This window comes from Enterococcus sp. DIV0294, assembly GCF_050558155.1.
Lineage (GTDB): Bacteria > Bacillota > Bacilli > Lactobacillales > Enterococcaceae > Enterococcus > Enterococcus faecalis.
This window is the reverse complement of the sequence record NZ_CP187889.1, coordinates 1,279,184-1,300,212: the sequence shown is the minus strand read 5'-3', so window position 1 is coordinate 1,300,212 and position 21,029 is coordinate 1,279,184. Positions and strand designations below refer to the sequence as shown.

21 protein-coding genes are annotated in these 21,029 nt (G+C 38.4%); all 21 read right to left on the bottom strand.

Going from position 1 to position 21,029, the window contains the following annotated elements; genetic code table 11:
* Positions 1–186: 186 nt before the first annotated feature.
* Entirely contained in the window at positions 187–2,289 is a 2,103-nt protein-coding gene (locus tag IGJ20_RS06420; protein WP_002357707.1) for a heavy metal translocating P-type ATPase, read from the bottom strand.
* Between the two features lie 121 nt (positions 2,290–2,410).
* Positions 2,411–3,415 (bottom strand): ATP-binding cassette domain-containing protein, encoded by a 1,005-nt coding sequence (locus tag IGJ20_RS06415; RefSeq protein WP_010828773.1) that lies wholly within the window; start codon positions 3,413–3,415, stop codon positions 2,411–2,413.
* Positions 3,412–4,083, bottom strand: a complete 672-nt coding sequence (gene modB / locus IGJ20_RS06410) for a molybdate ABC transporter permease subunit (protein ID WP_002357709.1) — start codon at positions 4,081–4,083, stop codon at positions 3,412–3,414. Before modB ends, IGJ20_RS06415 begins: the two co-directional genes overlap by 4 nt.
* Before the next feature lie 8 nt (positions 4,084–4,091).
* Positions 4,092–4,892: a molybdate ABC transporter substrate-binding protein gene (modA, locus tag IGJ20_RS06405; protein WP_002357711.1), complete on the bottom strand. Its 801-nt coding sequence runs from the start codon at positions 4,890–4,892 to the stop codon at positions 4,092–4,094.
* A gap of 18 nt (positions 4,893–4,910) precedes the next feature.
* Positions 4,911–5,882, bottom strand: coding sequence for a molybdopterin-binding protein (locus tag IGJ20_RS06400; RefSeq protein ID WP_202522519.1), 972 nt, complete (start codon positions 5,880–5,882; stop codon positions 4,911–4,913).
* Between the two features lie 3 nt (positions 5,883–5,885).
* Positions 5,886–6,368 (bottom strand): MogA/MoaB family molybdenum cofactor biosynthesis protein, encoded by a 483-nt coding sequence (locus IGJ20_RS06395; RefSeq protein WP_002365607.1) that lies wholly within the window; start codon positions 6,366–6,368, stop codon positions 5,886–5,888.
* Positions 6,361–6,795, bottom strand: a complete 435-nt coding sequence (locus tag IGJ20_RS06390) for an MOSC domain-containing protein (RefSeq protein ID WP_202522518.1) — start codon at positions 6,793–6,795, stop codon at positions 6,361–6,363. The genes IGJ20_RS06395 and IGJ20_RS06390 overlap by 8 nt, the downstream gene beginning before the upstream one ends.
* A 2-nt stretch (positions 6,796–6,797) precedes the next feature.
* The gene (moaA, locus tag IGJ20_RS06385) at positions 6,798–7,772 is read right to left on the bottom strand and encodes a GTP 3',8-cyclase MoaA (RefSeq protein ID WP_231414709.1); all 975 of its coding nucleotides are present in this window, start codon (positions 7,770–7,772) and stop codon (positions 6,798–6,800) included.
* Positions 7,769–8,278, bottom strand: a complete 510-nt coding sequence (gene moaC, locus IGJ20_RS06380) for a cyclic pyranopterin monophosphate synthase MoaC (RefSeq protein WP_430605280.1) — start codon at positions 8,276–8,278, stop codon at positions 7,769–7,771. Before moaC ends, moaA begins: the two co-directional genes overlap by 4 nt.
* Before the next feature lie 262 nt (positions 8,279–8,540).
* Positions 8,541–9,743, bottom strand: a complete 1,203-nt coding sequence (locus tag IGJ20_RS06375) for a molybdopterin molybdotransferase MoeA (RefSeq protein WP_202522516.1) — start codon at positions 9,741–9,743, stop codon at positions 8,541–8,543.
* Positions 9,744–9,760: 17 nt separating this feature from the next.
* Positions 9,761–12,481, bottom strand: a complete 2,721-nt coding sequence (gene fdhF / locus IGJ20_RS06370; RefSeq protein WP_231414708.1) for a formate dehydrogenase subunit alpha — start codon at positions 12,479–12,481, stop codon at positions 9,761–9,763.
* 2 nt (positions 12,482–12,483) lie between these two features.
* Positions 12,484–13,782: a complex I 51 kDa subunit family protein gene (locus tag IGJ20_RS06365; protein WP_202522514.1), complete on the bottom strand. Its 1,299-nt coding sequence runs from the start codon at positions 13,780–13,782 to the stop codon at positions 12,484–12,486.
* 11 nt (positions 13,783–13,793) lie between these two features.
* Complete coding sequence (locus IGJ20_RS06360) at positions 13,794–14,282, bottom strand: NAD(P)H-dependent oxidoreductase subunit E (RefSeq protein ID WP_002357722.1); 489 nt, start codon at positions 14,280–14,282, stop codon at positions 13,794–13,796.
* Positions 14,270–14,851: a hypothetical protein gene (locus tag IGJ20_RS06355; RefSeq protein WP_202522513.1), complete on the bottom strand. Its 582-nt coding sequence runs from the start codon at positions 14,849–14,851 to the stop codon at positions 14,270–14,272. Before IGJ20_RS06355 ends, IGJ20_RS06360 begins: the two co-directional genes overlap by 13 nt.
* Positions 14,841–15,665: a formate/nitrite transporter family protein gene (locus IGJ20_RS06350; RefSeq protein WP_104859320.1), complete on the bottom strand. Its 825-nt coding sequence runs from the start codon at positions 15,663–15,665 to the stop codon at positions 14,841–14,843. Before IGJ20_RS06350 ends, IGJ20_RS06355 begins: the two co-directional genes overlap by 11 nt.
* Positions 15,666–15,680: 15 nt before the next feature.
* A complete protein-coding gene (mobA, locus tag IGJ20_RS06345; RefSeq protein WP_002361748.1) occupies positions 15,681–16,256 on the bottom strand; it encodes a molybdenum cofactor guanylyltransferase in 576 nt (191 codons plus the stop codon).
* 140 nt (positions 16,257–16,396) lie between these two features.
* On the bottom strand, positions 16,397–17,425 hold the full coding sequence (locus tag IGJ20_RS06340; RefSeq protein ID WP_002360426.1) for a lysylphosphatidylglycerol synthase transmembrane domain-containing protein: 1,029 nt from the start codon (positions 17,423–17,425) through the stop codon (positions 16,397–16,399).
* A gap of 19 nt (positions 17,426–17,444) precedes the next feature.
* Positions 17,445–17,711 (bottom strand): DUF1294 domain-containing protein, encoded by a 267-nt coding sequence (locus IGJ20_RS06335; RefSeq protein ID WP_002360427.1) that lies wholly within the window; start codon positions 17,709–17,711, stop codon positions 17,445–17,447.
* A 145-nt stretch (positions 17,712–17,856) separates the two neighbouring features.
* Positions 17,857–19,086 (bottom strand): peptidase T, encoded by a 1,230-nt coding sequence (pepT, locus tag IGJ20_RS06330; protein WP_002360428.1) that lies wholly within the window; start codon positions 19,084–19,086, stop codon positions 17,857–17,859.
* 29 nt (positions 19,087–19,115) lie between these two features.
* A complete protein-coding gene (locus IGJ20_RS06325; RefSeq protein WP_002374954.1) occupies positions 19,116–20,234 on the bottom strand; it encodes a Nif3-like dinuclear metal center hexameric protein in 1,119 nt (372 codons plus the stop codon).
* Complete coding sequence (locus IGJ20_RS06320; RefSeq protein ID WP_278008108.1) at positions 20,218–20,934, bottom strand: tRNA (adenine(22)-N(1))-methyltransferase; 717 nt, start codon at positions 20,932–20,934, stop codon at positions 20,218–20,220. Before IGJ20_RS06320 ends, IGJ20_RS06325 begins: the two co-directional genes overlap by 17 nt.
* Positions 20,935–21,029 lie beyond the last annotated feature (95 nt).

The following is a 21,029-nucleotide window of genomic DNA, read 5'->3' as shown; positions in this document are numbered from 1 at the left end:
CTCTCTTATTATATGCCACAAAGCAAAAAATTTAAAGATTTCTTTACAAGAACTCTGGCAATTTAAGAACGAATAGAAATTGTGTAGGAGAAAAAGCGTGGAACAAAAAGTCAAAGTGATTTTTGTCCCACGCTCAAACTCTGATAATCAGCTAAAAATGTTTGTTTCAGCTGTACTTTTTAAGGCTTAGTTATTATCTTTCATCTTTTCTACACGTAAACAACGCATAGCATTTAATACAGCGATAATAGTTACACCAACATCAGCAAACACTGCTGCTTGCATTGAAGCCAAGCCTAATGCACCTAGTACCAAAACAATGATTTTAACAGCAATCGCAAAGATAATGTTTTGTTTAACAATTCTCAATGTTTTTCTTGATAATTTAATCGCAGAGGCGATACGACTTGGTTCATCATTCATAATCACCACATCAGCAGCTTCAATTGCCGCGTCACTTCCTAAACCACCCATGGCAATCCCAACATCAGCCCGGGCTAAAACAGGTGCATCATTCATGCCGTCACCAACAAAGGCAACTTTGTTTTTAGGTGAGGATGCTTTTAACAACTCTTCTAAACGATCCACTTTGCCATCTGGTAAAAGTTCTGCATAAACTTTGTCAACACCAACTTCTTTTGCAATAGCTTCTGCAACTTGTTGATTGTCTCCAGTCAGCATAACAGTTTGTTTGACCCCTTCAGCCTTTAATTCTTTTATTGCTGAAATGGCGTCTGGTTTCAATTGATCCGCAATCACTAAGTAGCCCGCAAATTGATTATCAATAGCGACAAAAATTAAAGTTCCAGCTTCCTTCACTTCTGGTGCTTCGATACCAAATTGTTTCATTAACTTCGCATTACCGACTAAAACTGTTTTGCCTTCAATTGTGGCTTTGATACCGTGTCCGGCAACCTCTTCAATTGCTGTTGCTGGAACAGTTTCTTTGCCATAGCTTTCTTTAATAGAAATAGCAATTGGATGAGTGGATAATTGTTCTGCTGTTGCTGTTAAACGCAACAACTCTTCTTCGGGTAAGACAACACTAGTTATGTTTTGAACCACAAAATTTCCTTTTGTTAGCGTACCAGTTTTATCAAAAACAATCGTTTCCGTATTCGCTAAAATTTCTAAATAGTTACTTCCTTTAATTAAAACACCTAGTTTGCTGGCTCCGCCAATTCCACCGAAGAAACTTAAAGGAACAGAAATGACTAAGGCACATGGACAAGAAATAACCAAGAACGTTAATGCCCGATAAACCCATTCATTAATAGAAGTATCAGGGAAAATAAATGGTGGAATTACTGCCAATAAGACAGCTAAAACAACGACAACTGGTGTATAGTAACGAGCAAATTTAGAAATAAAGTTTTCTGCAGGGGCTTTTTTACTGCTAGCATTTTCAACTAAATCTAAAATTTTACTAACTGTTGAATCCCCAAATTTTTTCGTAACATTAATGGTCAAGGCCCCATTTTTATTGATAAAACCACCTAAGATTTCATCGCCGACTTTGACCGTTCTTGGAACGGATTCACCAGTCAACGCAGAGGTATCTACCATACTTGATCCATCAATAATTTGACCATCTAATGGAACTTTTTCACCTGGTTTCACTAATATTTGTTGCCCAATTTCAATTGTATCTGGAGCGACCGCTTTTATTTGTCCATTTACTAAAAGATTTGCTGAATCTGGACGAATATCCATTAATTTGGCAATTGATTTTCTGGATTGATCAACCGCTGCACTTTGGAACCATTCGCCGACCTGGTAGAACAACATTACTGCCACAGCTTCGGGATATTCCCCAATAAAGAATGCCCCAATCGTTGCCACAGACATTAAGAAATTTTCATCAAACACTTCCCCACGAAAAATATTCGTTACCGCTCGTTTGACAATGTCGCCACCAATTAAGACATAAACGACTAAATAAGACGCCAAAGCAACCCAATTATTACTTGGTTTAATGATAATAAGTGCTAAAAATAAAACAAATGCAATAATGATACGAATTAAGCGATTCTTATTTGGATTACGTCCCTCTTCTTCTTTGACATCTTTTAAAGAAATAACTTTGACATCTGGTTCTAACTTACCAATCACTGCACGCGCTTCATTTTCGACTTCTAAATCATGTCCTGATTCAACCTCCAGTGTCATCTTTTCAGCCATGAAGTCCACACGCGCTTTTTCTACTCCGTGAATTTTTTGGACAGATTTTTCAATTTTGTCTGCACAACTTGCACAATCAAGTCCTTCTAGTTTATAACTCTTTTGCATTTAAACACCTTCACTCCCTATATAATAGCGATTATTCCGTTTACATGAATAATCTTTCATGAATCCATTATAAATGAAGATGTAATCATATGTCAACCGCTTCACGTAATCTTTTTCTATTTTATAGACATAATGGCATAATTGCTGTAGGTGGAATAGATAACTGAGTAATAACTTTCGGATTGAGTCTATTGCTGCCTTTCCACCAAATTTTGGTTTGTTGGTGTTGAAACCAAGCACTTTGTTCAAAAGGTGCTGACAATGTTTGTAAGTGATGCACTTCGATTTGATTGGTTGCCTGCGGTTCTGTTGTGAAATCATGGGCCCGAATTCCAATAGAATGACAAGAAATAGGAACTTCTTGTGTAACCGTTAGTGTTTGTTGCCAGCCAATCACTTGGACTCTGTGCGCATCTATGCGTTTGACAGGCCAAATATTTTTACAACCAGTGAGTTTAGCTGCTTCAATCGTTTGAGGTTGGTTAAATAATTGATTTGTTGCACCAAAAAGTGTTTGGTTTTTTGTGATTATCACTAAACTCTGACATAACTTATACAGTTCATCTAAACTATGACTCACAATTAAGGCATGTTGATTTAAATTACTTAATCGCTGTTGAAGTTCAATTTGCAGCTCTTCCTTTAAGGGTGCATCTAATGCGGAAAATGGCTCATCTAATAATAGGTAAGCCGGCTGAGCCGCTAGCATTCGCGCAAAAGCCACTCGTTGTCTTTGTCCTCCAGAAAGTTGACTAGGATATTGTTGTTGGACTTTAGTTAAGTGAAAAGACGCAAGCAATTGAGTGACCAATTGTAAATCTTTTGTCACGCACGTCAGATTTTCTACTACCGATAAATGAGGGAACAACGCATACTGCTGAAATAAAAGACCAATTTTTCGTTGTTGCGGCGACAAATTGATCTTTTTTTCAGCATCGAATAAGACTTGATCATTTAAAACAATCTGACCTTTATCCGCAGTCTCAACACCCGCAATACATTTTAATAACATACTCTTGCCACAACCAGAAGCACCTAAAATTCCTGTTGTTTGCGTCTTTGTTTCAAACTGAATTTGCAAAGTATGACTTTTCAATTCTTTTTGAATATCAACAATTAATCTCATTCCGATCTTCTCCAAGCGCGCTGACTAAAAAATTCCGTAAAAAATAAAATAATCAGGCAAAGTAATAACATAATCACAACATATTGATTGGCTAAGCGCCAATCCCCACTTGCTACAGCAGAGTAGATAGCTAAAGGAAGCGTTCTTGTTTTACCAGCAATATTCCCTGCTAACATTGTCGTCGCTCCAAATTCACCTAACCCGCGGGCAAAAGCTAACACGCCACCGGCCAAGAGACCGTTCATCGATAAAGGTAACGCAATTTTTCTAAAATATCGACTTTCCGAAAACCCGAGTGTCTGGGCTACCGCCAACAATTCACTATCCATTTGTTCAAACGCCGTTAAGGCTGAACGATACATTAAAGGAAATGAAACAGCAACGGCAGCAATAACCGTAGCTGGCCACGAAAAAACAACTTGAATGGCAAAAAAATCAAGTAAAAACTGGCCCACTGGTTGCTGAACACCAAAAATAGTTAAGAGAAAAAAACCAAAAACAGTCGGCGGTAAAACTAATGGCAACGTAAATAAACTATTCAAAAGAATTTTTAATTTACGATTTTTCAAACGAAAAACAATATACGCAACGCCTGTTCCTAAAACAAAAGTAAATAAAATGGCGATTATTGCTGTCTGAAAAGATAAAAGAATTGGTCGAACATCCATTTTCCCACCTACTTTGTTAACTTAAAGCCAATATTTTCAAAATATTTTCTGCATTGTTGACTCTGTAAAAAATTTAAAAAAGCATCTGCTGATTTTTGTTTCTTAGAGGCGGCAACTTTACCAACTGGGTAGATAATTGGCTTTTTCAAAGCAGCTTCAGGCATGGCCGCAACAATCGCTACTTTTGAATTGGTTGCTGCATCTGTCGCATAAACCAAGCCAGCTTCTGCACTTGCATTAGCCACCCATTCAAGGACTTCTGTTACATTCGTGCCAAAGCTTGCGTGTTTTTCTACATAAGACCAAGCGCCTAAAGCTTTTAAGCCTTCTTCGGCATATTGACCAGCTGGAACACTTGCAGGATCACCAATTGCTATCATTTGGGCCTTTTTTAAATCAGAAAAATCATGCCACTTTGCTTGATCTTGGTTAGGCACAATAAGAACGAGCTGGTTTTCCAATAAAGGAACGACACTTTTCTTATTAATTAGTTTTTCTGCAACCAATGCATTCATTTGTTTTGTCGAAGCTGAGAAAAATACATCGGCTTTTAGGCCTTTTTCAATTTGCATCTGTAATTTTCCAGAACTATCATAGGTTCCAGTTACCTGAATATCTGGATGCTCTTTTTCAAAGGCTGGAATAATTTTCTTCTCCATGACTGATTCTAAGCTAGCTGCTGCCGCAAGGGTTATTTCTTCTTTTTTTGTTGAAACTGTTTCTTTTTGCGGCTGATTTGTACATGCAGCAATTAGGGCAACTAAACTGAATAAACTAAGCAAGAACACAGTCTTTTTTTGTTTAGACATTTGAACGCCTCTTTTCTTTTATAAATACCCGCCATAACTCAAGTCAACAATTTCAGATTTTTTAATCACTTCTTTGGCCATTAATCTTGGTAACAACAAATCAAAAACCGTTTTTTCTGAAAATAAAACACCACCTGGTAAGCCAATGATCGTCTGCTCTCCTTTATAAGCCAGCAAAAACATTGAGCCTGGTAAGACTGGTGTCCCATGGGTTACGATTTCAGCACCTGTCTGCTTAATTGCTAACGGTGTCAAATCATCAGGATCTACACTCATACCACCTGTACAAACAATCAGATCAACCCCTTGTGCTAACATCTTTTTGATCGCAACAGTAATTTTTTGCGGCTGATCATCGACAATTTCTTGCTTGACAATCGTAACTAAAGGATACGCGGAGAACTTGGCTTTTAACACAGGGTAAAAAGCATCCTCAACCAATCCTGTGTAAACTTCACTGCCAGTAGTTACAATCCCGACCCGTATTTTTTTGAAAGGTTTCACAGAGATTAGTGGCTCAGACGTGCTGAGCTGGCGTGCCTTTTCTAATTGGCTTTTAGAAATTGTTAGTGGAATCACTCGAAAGGCTGCAACTTTTTCATCTTTCTGAACTTCTATATTGGTAACTTTAGTTGACAAGGCGAGACCTTCAATTTCATTTAAAGCAATTAATTTTTCTCGATTGACTTTTAAAAGACCTCTCGTGCTAGCTTTAGCAACAATTTTTCCTTCATGGACTTCACTCGGCTGACATGAGTCATCTGTTAACAGGTTATACAAAAATGTCGCTGCCTCTTCTTCATGTATTTCTGCTGGATCCAAGGCAACAAACAGATGTTTTTTCCCTAATGATAAAAGAATTGGAATATCTTCTTGAACAACTATATGTCCTTTTTTAAAACACACTTCCTTGGTCTTCCCATAGTCAATTCGCGTAATATCATGACTCAACGGAAGGCCAACTGCCTGTTCTGTTCGAATTGTTTTCATGGTTTATTCCTCATCATGTATGATTTTTTTATTTGTGATTAAATCCAAAGCGTGGGGCAAAACAGGCAACAAAAAATGCAAATGTTCTGTTACACTTTTTGGACTACCAGGCAAATTAACAATGAGCGTGCGTCCTCTTTGAACAGAAACGCCTCGACTTAACATAGCAAATGGTGTTTTTTCCAAGCTAAGTTGACGCAAGCCCTCACTGATCCCAGGAATGATTCGCTCTGCTACACGTAAGGTAGCTTCTGGGGTCCGATCCCGTTCGCTCAACCCTGTGCCGCCTGTCGTTAAAATCAAATCACAGGTCTTAGACCACTCTTGCAATAGCTCTACTAATTGATTTTCTTCATCTGGTAAAATGGTTTGTTTGGTTACCTGGTAGAGCACAGGTAACTGTTCACGAATCAAGGGACCCGATTGATCGACAGCAAGCCCTTGAAAGCAACGATCACTTAATGTTACAATGCCCACTTTAAACAACGTCTAACTGGTCTCCTTTTTTAATATGACCTTCTGTCACAACGACTGCAAAGATTCCTTCTCTAGGCATGATGCAATCGCCCACTCGCGCGTAAATCTGACAGTGTTTATGGCACTCTTTCCCAATTTGAGTAACCACCAATTCGGAATCGCCTATTTTCATTTTCGTTCCAACAGGTAATTGACGTAAATCAATCCCTGATACGATTATATTTTCCCCAAAAGCACCATTGCCAACCCGAGCTACTTTTTCATTGAAAGCCGTTATTTCTTCAAAAGATAACAAACTGACTTGTCGATGCCAATTCCCGCCGTGCGCATCATTTTCTAATCCAAAGCCTTTAATTAAGTTGACTTCAGGAATTTCCTTTTTCTGTGTGCCTCTTCGCGGGCTAATATTTATTGCAATAATTTCTCCTGTTTTCATACTTACCCTCCTATTTGTGACATAAATCGTTGTTCTCCTTGTTGTTCCAAGAAAAGATGTTTTTCAGGCTTACAGGCAATACCACTCTTAATAATCCCTAACAATTCTGCTGTTTGTTCCTTAGCTAAAGCTTCCTTTAACGAGTAGCCGTCTGCAGAATGCAGGCACGTTTTTAAATGGCCGTCTGCAGTAATTCGGATTCGATTGCACGTCTCGCAAAAACAATGCCCTAATGCACTAATAAAACCTATTTTCCCTTTAAAATCTTTTAAGGCGTAATAACTAGCAGGGCCATTGCCCAATGGTTTTTGGTATGGTTGTAACGTTCCATAATGTTTGGTTAAAATGTCTTCTACTTCTTCTTGTTGCTTACCTGGATGCTCCTTCCCTAATCCAATTGGCATCATTTCAATGAAACGAAGATGCACAGTCTCTTTCTTAGCGATTTCAGCCAGTTCTACAATTGTTGCTTCACTTAGCTCTTTCCTAGCTACAGTATTAATTTTGATATTAGGTAATCCCACATCAATCGCTTGTTCTAAGCCCGCCAGAACATTCCTTAACTGACCAACTCTTGTTATTTCTCGAAATTCTTCTGGATCCAAAGTGTCTAAGCTAATATTAATGCCGTCCAAGCCCGCCTCTTTTAACCCTTGAGCCTCACGAACTAACTTCATGCCATTAGTCGTTAGGGTTACTTTTTCGATGCCTGAGATTTGCTTTATCCTTTTAATTAAAGAGAGTAAATTCGGTCTAACAAGCGGTTCACCACCTGTTAATTTAACTTTTTTGATGCCTTCTTTCGCTAGTATCCTCAATAAAAAAATAATCTCATCATCTGTTAGAAGCTGCTCTTTTTTTAAAAAGCAAAGACCTGTTGCTGGCATGCAATACGTGCAACGTAAGTCACAACGATCTGTTAAAGACAAACGAACATAATCAATTTCACGGTTAAATGCATCTTTCATGCTGTTCACTCATCACTTTCCTTTGATTTAATTGAAGAACGAATGAAATGACCACTACGTCCACCATTTTTCTCTAATAAACCAATGTTTGTCATTGTCATTCCTCGATCAATTGCTTTACACATGTCATAAATTGTTAAGAGTGCTGCCTGCACACCTGTTAGCGCTTCCATTTCAACGCCAGTTGAACCCACTGTTTTTGTAAAGCAACGTACTTCTAAACAAGTTTGATTGCGCCAATCAAACTGAATTTCACACTTTGCCAAAGCAACCAAATGACACAAAGGAATCCATTCAAACGTTCGTTTTGCGGCGGTAATCCCAGCTATTCTTGCTACCTGTAATACTTCACCTTTTTTAATCATTTGGGTCTGAATCGCTTCTGCTGTCGCTTCCAACATGTGAATTTCTCCATAAGCGAGGGCTGTTCTTTCAGTGTCATTTTTTTCCGAAATATCAACCATATGCACTTCTCCTTGTGTATTCAAGTGCGTAAATTCCTTACTTTGAACCATTTCTCCACCTCACATTTGACATTTGTTAACGTTTACACAATGCTTCTTTTTCAAGTGTATCACTCTTGCATCAAAAAAACAATCTGGCATCCATAATTTTTTTTAGCGAGAAATCGAAGTTAAAAAAGTTAAGCGACAAAAATTACGTGCTTCGCTTAGCCTGACCAGACTTTTGTCTAAGTCTTAAAACTTGATAAGCAATAAGCCACCAGTCGACTCGACTGATGGCTTACTTTCATACTAATCTTAGGTCAGGTTGTCATCAAGTTTGCCAATAATAGACTTTTACAAGCGCGCCTTTTTTGAGTAGTACACCAGCTGGTTGTTCTAGCAGACAATTTGTTTCTAAAGTATTTGATAAATTGGATGAAAGATGACTTTTTGTCACTAAATTTACTGTGCCATCTATTTCTTTCGCTCGGTAAAATCGACGTAGTCTACTTGGTGCTAATTCATGCGCTAAAATTACTGTTCGTTCCTTGAGATTTAACTCGACACAATTAAAAAAAGTAGCTAATAATGTCCAGTAAAAAAGATGTAAATTAACCATTGCCGCAAACGGATTGCCTGAAACGCTTAAAATGAGTGTTTCTTGAAATTGACTTCCCATAACTGGGGTTCCAGGTTTCATATTTACAAAATGAAACAACTCTGTTCCTCCGATACGTTTAATCGCTAAAGGTAAATTGTCCTTTTCACCTACCGAAACACCACCACAAGTAATTAATAAATCAAGTTTTGGTGAAATCTCAATCAGCCTATTCGCTAATTCTTCAGGATCATCTGAACAATGATCTAGGTGCATTACTTCATTGCCACTCGCTTTGACAAAAGCTGCTAACATGTAGAGATTACTATTATAAATTTTCCCAACTGACAGCGGTTCTTCCAAAGAAACTAACTCACTACCCGTCGCTAAAATCCCCACCTTCATGCGCTTCAATACAACAACTTTATCAATCCCTTGCATTGCCAACAGACCAATCATGCGACTATTAATCTGTTGATGTTTTGCTAAAATTTTTTGCTGAAAAGCAATATCTTCTCCAATTTCCGCATAGTTTTGGCCCGCAGTGACAGAGCGAAAAATTTTAACATGGTCTTGCCCAAAATCCGTCCATTCTTGTGGCACTACAGCATCAAAATCGGTTGGAATAAAAGCACCTGTTGTTATTTTAATCGCACAGTTATTCGTCTGATTACAATAAAACATGGAATCCCCTGCCACTAAAGAACCGACGACTTTTAAACAACTTGGGCTTTCAGCAGTCGCACCTCGTGTTTCTACTGCACGAACGGCATACCCATCCATCCCGGCACGAGGAAAATGAGGAATCGCTGTCTCTGCAAAAATGGTTTCTCCGCTAATCCGCCCCAAGGAATCAAGCAGCACCACTTCTTCTGTTTCACATTGACTCTTCATATGTTGGGTCATTTTCTCTCGTGCTTCTTCCAACTCGATCATGTTTTAACCATCCTTTTTTATTTATTCACTGGTTTAATCGCAACGGCACAAACTTTATATTCAGGAATTGTGGCGATATCATCAAATACAGCATTGGTGATTTCGTTAACATTCCCATCTGGAAAGTGGAATGTCATAAAGACTTCTTGCGGAAATACTCGATTTCCGACAGCCGCATAGGTTTCGATTTTGCCACGGCGAGAATGAACTTCAACTTTGTCACCTTCTTGGATTCCCAGAGCTTGTGCATCGACTGCATTTATCTCAATATAAGAGTGATTCGCTATTTGGTTAATCCCTTCCGTTCGTCCTGTCATTGCTCGGGTATTGTAATGGTAAAGCATTCGGCCTGTCGACATTAAATACGGGTACTCTTCATCTGGTAATTCTTGTGCTTGCTTATACGGAATTGCTTTAAATAAACCTTTCCCACGAGCAAAACTGCCCACATGCATAATCGGCGTACCTGGATCTGTCAAGCTACGACAAGGCCATTGTAAGCTCTCCTTCTCTAATCGTTCATAATTAATTCCACCAAACGAAGGCGTCACAGCTGAAATTTCTTCCATAATTTCTTTTGCAGATTCATACGCACAAGGATAGCCCATTCGTGTCATGACTTCACAAAAAATTTCATAGTCTTCTCGCGCTTGTCCTCTTGGTTCAACAGCTTTACGGACTCTTTGCACGCGCCGTTCTGTATTTGTAAATGTCCCGTCTTTTTCTGCATAACTGATGCCTGGTAAAACGACATCCGCATAAGCAGCCGTTTCGGTCATAAATAATTCTTGAACAACTAAAAAGTCTAAACTTTCTAAAGCTTGGCGAACATGTCCTGTGTCTGGATCCGTAACAATTGGATCTTCTCCAAAAATATAAAGGCCTTTGACGTTTCCTGCCGTTGCTGCTGGTAAGACTTTAGTAGAAGTTAAACCGGTGTTTCGATTTAACGGCACATGCCAAGCTTTTTCAAATTTGTCGATTACTTCTGGATTATTGACTTTTTGATAGCCTGGGAAATCATAAGGCATACAGCCCATATCACAGGCACCTTGAACATTATTTTGACCTCGCAAAGGATTGACACCACAGCCAGGTTTTCCAACTTTACCAACCAACATTGCCAAATTAGACATACTCATAACACCCTCAGTTCCTGTCGAATGTTCCGTTACGCCTAAACAATAAATGATTGGTGCTTTTTCTGCTTTTGCATACATGCGTGCCGCTTGAATTAGATCTTCTGGATGAATATGACAAATTTCTGCGACTTTTTCCGGCGTATAATCAGCCACCATTTTTTCTAAATCTAAAAATCCTTCTGTCCGTTCTTCAATAAAGTGGCGATCTGCTAAACCTTCTTTCAAAATCACATGCATCATGCCATTAGCAAATGCGACATTCGTTCCCGCCTGAACTTGTAAATGAAGCGCACTATCCTTCACTAAGTTAATTTTCCGCGGGTCAACAACAACAACTTGCGTTCCTCTTTGGACAGCTTGGCGAATTTGCGCACCAATAACTGGATGAGCTTCTTCTGGATTGGAACCTACTAATAAAATCATGTCGACATCTTCAGTGATATCAGCAATAGGATTAGTCATCGCACCAGAGCCTAAGGTTTGGGCTAAACCATGGACCGAAGCCGAATGACAAACACGGGCACAGTTATCAACATTATTGGTACCAAAAGCAGCACGCACCATTTTTTGAAAGACATAATTATCTTCATTTGTTGCTCTAGAGCACGAAAAACCAGCAAGAGCATCCGGACCGTTTTCTGCTTTAATTTCGTTAAATTTTGACGAAACAAGCGTTAAGGCTTCTTCCCAAGAAGCAGGTTCAAAAATCCCATTCCGTTTAATTAATGGCTCCGTTAAGCGATCTCCTGACCCAACAAATTTATATGAAGCAAATTTTCCTTTCACACAAAGTAAATTTTTATTAGCTGGTCCATCTAGGGGTTCAACACCCACCAAACGATTGTTTTTAACGAGTAAATTCATCTGACAGCCTGTCCCACAATGCGGACAAGTTGTAGGAATTTTCTGGGTTTCCCATTTGCGGTACTCTTTTGTATCTTTTGCTGTTAACGCACCTGTAGGACAGGAAGAGACACAATTGCCACATGATTCACAGACAGATTGATCAAACGCCTGCCCATAACTCGGCATCATTTTTGTTTCAAAGCCACGATTAGCAATACTAAGTACATCTCTTCCCTGCCGCAATTGACAGACACGGGCACAACGACGACACATGATACACTTTTCTGGATCATAAGAGAAAAATGGATTACTGGTATCTTCTTGATGGCAAGGCATTCTTTTTCCCTCGGTAAAGCTAGTGGCATCAATCCCATAATCTAGCGCATACTGTTGTAATTGACAATCCCCGTTTTTTCCACAAGAAAAACAGTCTAATTTATGATTACTCAATAATAAATCAAGAATAAAACGTCTGGAATCAGCAATTTTTTCAGAATGTGTTGACACAACCATGTCCTCTTGACAATGTGCCGTACAAGCAGTTGTTAAGCCACCACGTCGGCCACCTTCCACCTCAACCACGCACATCCGACAAGAACCATCAGGCGCTAATTCCTTTAAATGACAGAGCGTTGGGATTTCAACACCTAGCCCTTTCGCTGCTTCGAGAAAGGTAGTCCCTTTAGGCACAGTTACTTCTTGGTTATCAATAGACAACGTAACTGTTTGCGTATGCAACTTTGTTTTCATTTTTACCAACCTCCTTTGCTGGTGGCATAGATTTCTGTTTCAGCAATCGTTTCAAATTCTTCTGGAAACAAAGCCAATGCACTCTTCATTGGATTTGCGACGGATTGGCCCAAACCACAAGCTGATAATCGCGTGACATGCGTGAGCATCTTTTCCAATCGTGGCAAATCACTAGCTGTTGCCTCGTTCCGATTGAATTTACTCAATAATTCCAAAATCCTAGTTGTTCCCAATCGACAAGGGGTGCATTTACCACAGGACTCATGAGCAAAAAAGGCCGCCACGTGTACTAAATAGTCCACAACATTGACTGAATCATCCATTACTACAATTGCGCCAGAGCCGACAGATAAGTCATGGGCCCATAAATCTTCGTAGGAATACAAACAATCTCTTAACGTTGCGACAGCACCAATTGGACCGGATTGTCCACCGAAGTGAATAAATTTTAATGCTCGACCAGTTGCAGAGCCTCCGCCGTATTGCTCGCCATAAATTATTTCTTCTAATGGTGTTCCAAGGTTGACCTCGTATAAGCCCCGATTTTTAATATGTCCAGACAAACAAATTAGCTTTGTGCCGCCACCATCGGCAGTACCCATCTCTAAAAAGGCTTGTCCACCTTCTCGTAAAATTACGGGAACACTTGCAAATGATTCAACATTATTCACTAATGTTGGTTGCAAATATAAACCAACATCTGCTAAGTGTGGTGGTTTGACACGCGGCCGCCCCGTTTTTCCTTCAATTGAATTTAAAAGTGCTGAATTTTCCCCACAAATATAGGCGCCAGCACCAGAAATAATCGCAATATCATAATTGAATCCTTCAATTCCTAAAATGTTTTCCCCTAAAAAGCCAGCTTGTCGTGCATTATCGAGTGCTTCTTGAAACGTTTTTTGGATTCTGCGATATTCTCCTCGCATATAAATATAACCTGCTTTTGCTGAAAATAAATAACCAGCAATGATCATTCCTTCAATCACACTCAATGGATCTTCAGACAAAAGTACTTTATCCTTAAAGGTCCCTGGTTCGCCTTCATCAGCATTACAAACAATGTACTTTGTGGTTCCTTTTGCATGATAAAGATGGCGCCATTTTTTTCCTAAAGGATAGGCTGCTCCACCGCGACCTCTTAAGTGAGCAACATCCAGTTCGTTTAAAATTTCTTCATCCGATAGTGAAATTGCTCTTTTTAAACCATCAAATCCATCGTATTTACAATATTCAGCAACATCGGTCGCAGATTGCATTTTTCCCATTCTCTCTAATAACATTGGTTGGTTTCTCTTAAGCATTGACTCACCTCCTACAATCCTTCATAGCAATCATTTTGTAAATGTTGAATTAATTGATAAATTTTCTCTTCTGTTAGTTGACTAAAAACGGTGTCCTTAATTTTAATTACTGGACCCAAATCACAAGCCCCGATACAAGGAATACTGTGATACATAAATAAGCCATCTGGGGTCGGCTGATTCTCTGGCACTTCTAAAATAGTTTCTAAAACTTCGGCAACCATCGCCCCACCAGTATAATGACACGGTGTGCTGTTACAAATCTTCAAGACATACTTCGCTTGCGGTTCCGTCTTTAAAATGGCATAAAAACTGACGATTTCATAGACTCGCGCTTCCGTTAAATGTAGATGCTCTGCAACTAATTGAGCTGTCTCCTGATCGATATACCCTTCTTCTGAAGCAAATTGTAATTCAATTAAAATATTTAAAATTCGTTGTGGATCAGCATCGTTTTCTAGAATAATCGCTTCTTTTTCAATTAAGCTTAATGCACACATTCCTTTTTATTCCCCCTTTTTAGTGAAACTTGAAGTTGTTCTCCTTGATAATAGATACGCAATTCTTTTGGTATTTCAGCAGATAGTAAACAAAAATCGGCTTTATCTATAACTTTTTTTGCTGATTCTTTTTGGCGATTCTGGTTATTCATCATAAGAAATAGTCCTGGCTGCACAACATTACGTAATGAATTTGATTCACAAATGATTAATGCTTGGGCCGGCACAGCTTTCAGAAATTGCTGAATGGCTTCCGCCAAATTTTCTTGAAAAACTTTCAATAGAAAAACTTTTTGACAACCTGCAGCTAATAATTTCATGGTATCTTTATTGCCAATCGTCTCTTTCTCTTCTACTAATTCATAACCAGCTGTAATACTGGTACAAATTCCGCATCCTTTTGTGCCTCGTTGACACACCCCTCGTTGACCACTAATCGTAATAATCTTCAAGCCATAAATTGGATAGACTTCTTGGTACTGTTTAATAAGGGCTTCGGCTAATGTCGTTTTGCCACTATTCCGACCAGTAGATCCAATTTGAATCATGTTTGGTACCTCAATTGCCATAGAGCTCCTCCGTCTGAATCGTTTTCTCAACTCTTGGTTTGACAGTTGCTGGTTTTGTCATAAAGATCAATGGTACGGCCATAAAAAGACTGCCCCCTACCGCATTGCCTAAAAATACCCATAGTGTATTTTGCAAATAATCCCACCAACTGATTGTGGTGCTTTGTGAAAAAATTGCCGCTGGAATAATAAATGCATTGGCGACCACGTGTTGAAACCCACAAACAACGAAAACCATGACAGGAAACCACAAGCCAAACATTTTACCTAAATATGATTTTGCCAACGCTCCGAGATAAACCGCTAAACAAACAAAAATATTACAGCCAATCCCTGAAACAAAAGCAACTAGCGGTGGATCAGCAATTTTCGCCTGAGCAACTGCGACTGTTTTATCCAGAAACGCACCTTCAGTTAACCCAACAATATGGCCAAATAAATACGCCACAAGAAATCCGCCTAGACAATTGGTCAATAAAACAACTAGCCAGTTATAACAAAGAGTGCCCACTCGAACCTTTTTCTGTAATACGCCTAATGTCATTACCATCATATTGCCTGTTGCTAACTCACCACCAACAAAAGTAAGCGCTATCAATCCAACTGGAAATAAAGCTCCACCCAGAAAGTTGTTAAAACTTCCCCATTCTGTGGGGGCGGTTCCAGTGATACGAATAAACGCCAAGTAACCTAGTGCAATACAAAAACCAGCCATGATACCTAAAATACAGAGTCGAACAAACGATAATTTCCCTTTTATTTCTGCCTTATCACCTAAGCTTGCAACTATTTCTTCACTACTGAAAAAATCCATTACGATTCCTCCTTTTTATCGATACCACTGAGACAATTCTTCTTTTCGATTGACATTTTTAAGTTGATTCTCTTTTGATAGTTGCACCGTTTTTACAGATAGATGCTCAAATTCTTGCCGAATCTGATAGTTATTTTGCGCAAGCTGTTTTTGAAATGTTGGTAAACAAGAACATCGATAAAAGCCAAATAATGGTTCTTGACGACCTTCAAAGTCAAAGATTGTTACTTGATTTTGTCCACGCTTAGAAGCTAACTGATACACAAGTTTAGGAGAAAAAGTTGGTATATCACAGGCAATTACAAACACTTCAGCTTTCTGAGTATAGTTCATTGCTGTCACAATCCCACCTAATGGCCCCTTTCCAAGATACATATCTTGAATGATTGTGCATTTTCTAAACGCCTTAGGAAATTTTTGACTATCATTCGTTACTAAAATAACCTCTTCGAACAGTTCCATTAACTTTTCAGCTGTTTGCAAGATCACGTATTGCCCTTGAATTTTCAATAATGCTTTATCAAATCCCATCCGTGAACTTTTCCCGCCGCATAACAGCACTGCTGTACAATCAGCAATAATTTTCGCCACCCCTTTACCATAATTTTTATTAGTTAAAAAAAATATTTTTTAGTCATGTATTAAGTCTATTATAAGACATCCCTCGTACAAGTCAATTCCTTTTAAAAAAAAAGAACGAGAAAAAGAGCGACTCTTTTTCTCGTTCTACCTTATTCATCTGTTTGACGTTTTATTTCTTCAATCTCAATGCGTAATGATTTTCGTTTCTCAATGGCGACATAAACCAATCCAATCAAAAAGGGTAACACAAAGCTACCAAATCGATACAGTAAAACAGATGCTACAGCATCAACATTGCCGACCAATGGTTTAAACAACAATAAGTAAACAAATTCAAATGGACCAATGCCAGCAGGTGTTGGAATAACTCCTGAAAGAATAACAGCAAAACTGGTAAAGGACATCACTAATAATAAATCAATATTCGGGTGATTTTCTACTAAAACAATGTAAGGAATAATGTACCAAAATAATAATTTAAATACATTCCATGAAAAGATTCGAAGCAACGCTGAGCGATCTTGTGTAATTGTTTGGACAGCTGCCCGCAAGGAATAGATTTGTAAATTACAATTATCCACCCAATCTCTTAGTTTTGGTCGTTTAAACCAACGATTGGCAAACTTAACCAATAAAACTTGCAACTTTAAGCTACTAGATAAAATAAGCAATGCTGCAATTATTACTAATGTTAAAATAACACCTGCTAAAATGAATGGAATCATCTTAGGCGCATTTTCATAAAACAGGGAAAATTGAATAATCAAACCAATAATTGCTAAAAAAATCACGGCTGCTTTGTACATAATCATATGTAATGCCGTTATCCCTACACTTTTAGAAACAGGAATTCCCTTTTTCTTATAAAAATAAATTTCTGAAAGCAAGGTTCCCGTGCCAAATGAAATAATCCGATAAAATGCTACATAACAAGAAGTAAAAAAACCATCCACTGTTGTAAAGTCTTTGTTAAAATAACGAGCTATTTCCTTGATTGAGCGCCCTTCTGCAAATTGATAAACTACTCCAAAAAAAATAACAGCAATCAGCACCAGCCAACTCGTTTCCATCAGTTGAGCAAAAATATCACTTAATGAATTATCCATGACATAAAAGATTACGCCTAAAACGATAATCATTAACAACATATTTAAGCCAATTTTTACTTTTCCTTTCATCGCTTCTCCTTTTTTGTTCTTACTTAAACGTTAGATAGATGCAACTAATCATCGCGATTACGCCAATTGAATAACACAATGCAAAAACTGGTTTTTGGGTTTTATGATGAAATTTCTTTTGTCCCATTAGCCCACCTAGACCGCCACCGACAAGTCCTATCGTCAATAAGCGGCGTTCTGGAATACGCCAGTTCCCACGTTTTGCTTGTTTTTTATCATAACCCATCATACTAAACAATACTAAATTAATGACGAGGAAATAAATGATTACTATCCACTGAAGCATTCTTTCTGGCCTCCTAACTAGTTACTGTACTAGGATACCTTGTTCTGATTCTAATTGCAAAAAATTTTTCAATGACTCATGAAACTACAACAGGAAAGTAAGTTCTCGGTTGCCCGTTTTCTTACTTTCCTATTGAGTGCCTCATTTATTTTGCATTTAATTCAGCAATTTTAATAATCACATTGGTCGCTTTTTCCATGGCTTGTAATGAAACAAATTCAAAACGGCCATGCATATTTTCGCCACCAGCAAAGATATTTGGTGTTGGAATCCCTAAATAAGAAATTTTTGAGCCATCCGTTCCACCGCGAACAGGTTCAATAATTGGTTGAATTGACAATTCTTCCATTGCTTGTTTAGCAATTTCGACAATGGACATATCTTTTTCAATCACTTCTCGCATATTATAGTATTGATCAAATAAATCAACTTTGATTCGTTCTTCATCAAATGGTGCATTCAATGTTTGCTGAATTTCTTTAATTTTAGCTTTACGTGCTTCAAAAATCTCGCGATTGTGATCGCGAATAATATACGTCATTGTAGCTTCTTCTGGCGTTCCAGCAAACGCTGCTAAATGATAAAAGCCTTCTTCACCTGCTGTTTTTTCTGGAACTTCGTCAGCAGGTAAGGCATTATGGAAATCAATTCCTAATTGTAACGCATTAATCATTGTATTTTTTGCTGTTCCTGGATGAACGTTTTTCCCTTGAATTGTAATTTCTGCTTGCGCCGCATTAAACGTTTCAAATTGTAATTCACCTACTGGTCCGCCATCCATTGTATAAGCAAAATCCACGTTAAATTGAGCGACATCAAATTTGTCGGCACCTACACCAATTTCTTCGTCGGGACCGAAAGCCACACGAATGGTGCCATGTTTAATTTCTGGGTGATTAATTAAATATTCCATGGCTGTCATTATTTCCGCAATACCTGATTTATCATCAGCTCCTAATAAAGTGGTACCATCGGTTGTAATAAGTGTTTCACCACGATAATTTTTTAAGTTAGGAAAGTCTTTCGTATTTAAAGTGAATTTGCCTTCTTTATCTAAAGGAATCGTTGATTCTCCGTCATAGTTCTCAACAATTTGCGGAGAAACATTCACTGCATTAAAATCAGCGGTATCCATATGGGCAATAAAGCCGATTGAACGAACGTCTTTCTCCACGTTACTAGGTAACGTAGCAATTACAAAACCATTTGTTTCGTTATAAATAACATCGCTCATCCCTAATTCTTCTAATTCTTTTTTTAAGGTTTGTGCAAAGGCTACTTGTGTTTGTGTTGATGGTGTCGTTGTGCTAGTTGCATCTGAGCGTGTTTCTGTTTTCACATAGCGTAAAAAACGAGGTAATAGATTTTCATACATAAAAGAACACTCCTTTAATCTTCATTTTTTTATTTAAAACGAAATGGGTTGGTATTCGCTTCTGATTCAAAAATAGATACAGCCCACTCATTTTCTTGTTTCCATTGATTCATTAATTCCACAAGTTTTGGCTTACAAAGCGCTTCAATGTAATGACCAGGATCGATAACTGGTAAATCTTCAGCAATCATGTCATGTGCCGTATGATAATACACATCACCAGTAATATAGACATCGGCTTGTTTACGTAATGCATCATGATAGAATTTTTCACCACTTCCACCACAAATGGCTACCCGTTGAATCATTTTAGTGTCATCTTTTGCAATGACCCGCAAGCCGTCCAATTGGAAAGCTTCCTTGACTTGCTGTACAAAATCAGAGAGTCTCACAGGCTTGTCTAATACTCCAACCCGACCTAAACCAAATTCTTTTGATTGATTTTCAATGGTATAAACATCATACGCCGGTTCTTCATAAGGATGCGCTTGTAACATAGCTGCAAGAACTTGTTCTTGTTTAGTTTCAGGGAAAATCACTTCGATTTTTGCTTCTTGGACGACACTTTCTTGACCAATTTCGCCAATCGTGGGATTTGCTCCTTGTGTTGGTGTAAAACGTCCTGTTCCAATTAAAGAGTAACTTGTTTTAGAATAATCACCTTGAGACCCGGCGCCAGCTAGACCTAAAGCTTCTCTCATTTGCGGAGCTTCATCAATTGGCACAAAAACGGCTAATTTTTTATAAGGAACAGTATGTGTTTTAGTTAAAAAGGTGGTCTGTTTAATTCCCAATAATTCACAAAACCAATCATTTAGCCCATTGTCAATAATATCCATGTTAGTATGCGCTGCATAAACAGCAATATCGTGTTTTAATAAATCAGCGTACATTTTTTCTTGAAAATTATCTGTGGTTAATCGCTTAACTGGGCGGAAAATAGGTGGGTGTTTCGCAATAATTAAATCAACCTGCTTCTCAATTGCTTCTGCAACGACCTCAGGACGAACATCTAAGGTAACCATCACATTTTCAATTGGTTTATCTAACGTACCAATGTGCAAGCCCACAGGATCTCCCGTTTCAGCTAACCACTCGGGACAATAGTCATTGAAGCGTCGAATCAATGTCTTACCGTTCACAGCCATTGGCCAGCACCTCCTCAATTAATTGTTGGTCTTGCTGTAGTTTCGCCTGTTTTTCAATATGTTCTCCACTTGCTTTTGCTAGTTGTGCAAGAACAGTTTTGCGCTGTTTTAATTCTCGTTGCCATTTTTTGGTAAAAACCGGTCCTTGTTTTTTAATTAAAACTGGCCCAAATAGTAATTCTTGGTCCGTATAAGAAACGGATTGCTCTGTTTTTTCGGCTACGATAATTTCATACAACTTACGGTTTTCTTCCACGATTGTTTCATCAATAATACTGTAGTCGTTTACCATTAACCAGCGGCGTAAAGTTGGTTCACCAATATTCGGTTGTAAAACAAGGCGTTCCTTCCCTGTTAAACGATTTTTTTTGCGTCCTGCTTCTAAAATATCTCGGATTAATGTGCCGCCCATTCCACAAATACTAATGACGTCTATTTGATCTTCAGGTTCAATTACATCTAGCCCGTTCGCTAAACGTACGATAATCTTATCCGTCAAATTGGATTTACTGACTTGGGTTTTGGCAGATTGATAAGGGCCTTCTACCACTTCCCCAGCCACAGCAAAAGACAGTTTATTTTCTAACATTAAAGCAACTGGTAAATAAGCATGGTCTGAACCAATGTCTGCTAAGCGACTTCCTCTAGGGATTAAATCACCAACCGTTGCGAGACGTTTTGATAATTGATTTTCATTCATATTTTTGATTCCTCCGTTGCTTATTATACCATTGTCAATTGAAGATGAAAACTTACACATTCGTGCAATCTACTGTTTCCTCTCCGTAATCACTT